Genomic DNA, 243 nt, shown 5'->3' on the forward strand with positions numbered 1-243 from the left:
TGCTCCACCGCTTGTGCGGGTCCCCGTCAATTCCTTTGAGTTTCAGCCTTGCGGCCGTACTCCCCAGGCGGAGTGCTTAATGCGTTAGCTGCAGCACTAAGGGGCGGAAACCCCCTAACACTTAGCACTCATCGTTTACGGCGTGGACTACCAGGGGATCTAATCCTGTTTGCTCCCCACGCTTTCGCGCCTCAGCGTCAGTTACAGACCAGAAAGCCGCCTTCGCCACTGGTGTTCCTCCAC

The 243-nt window shown here is 58.0% G+C and carries 1 rRNA gene; it reads right to left on the minus strand.

The window, feature by feature from the left end:
* Positions 1–243: ribosomal RNA gene (locus tag AWV70_RS13645) — 16S ribosomal RNA — on the minus strand; the annotation flags it as partial.

It is taken from the genome of Sporosarcina koreensis (assembly GCF_001531445.1).
GTDB lineage: Bacteria > Bacillota > Bacilli > Bacillales_A > Planococcaceae > Sporosarcina > Sporosarcina koreensis_C.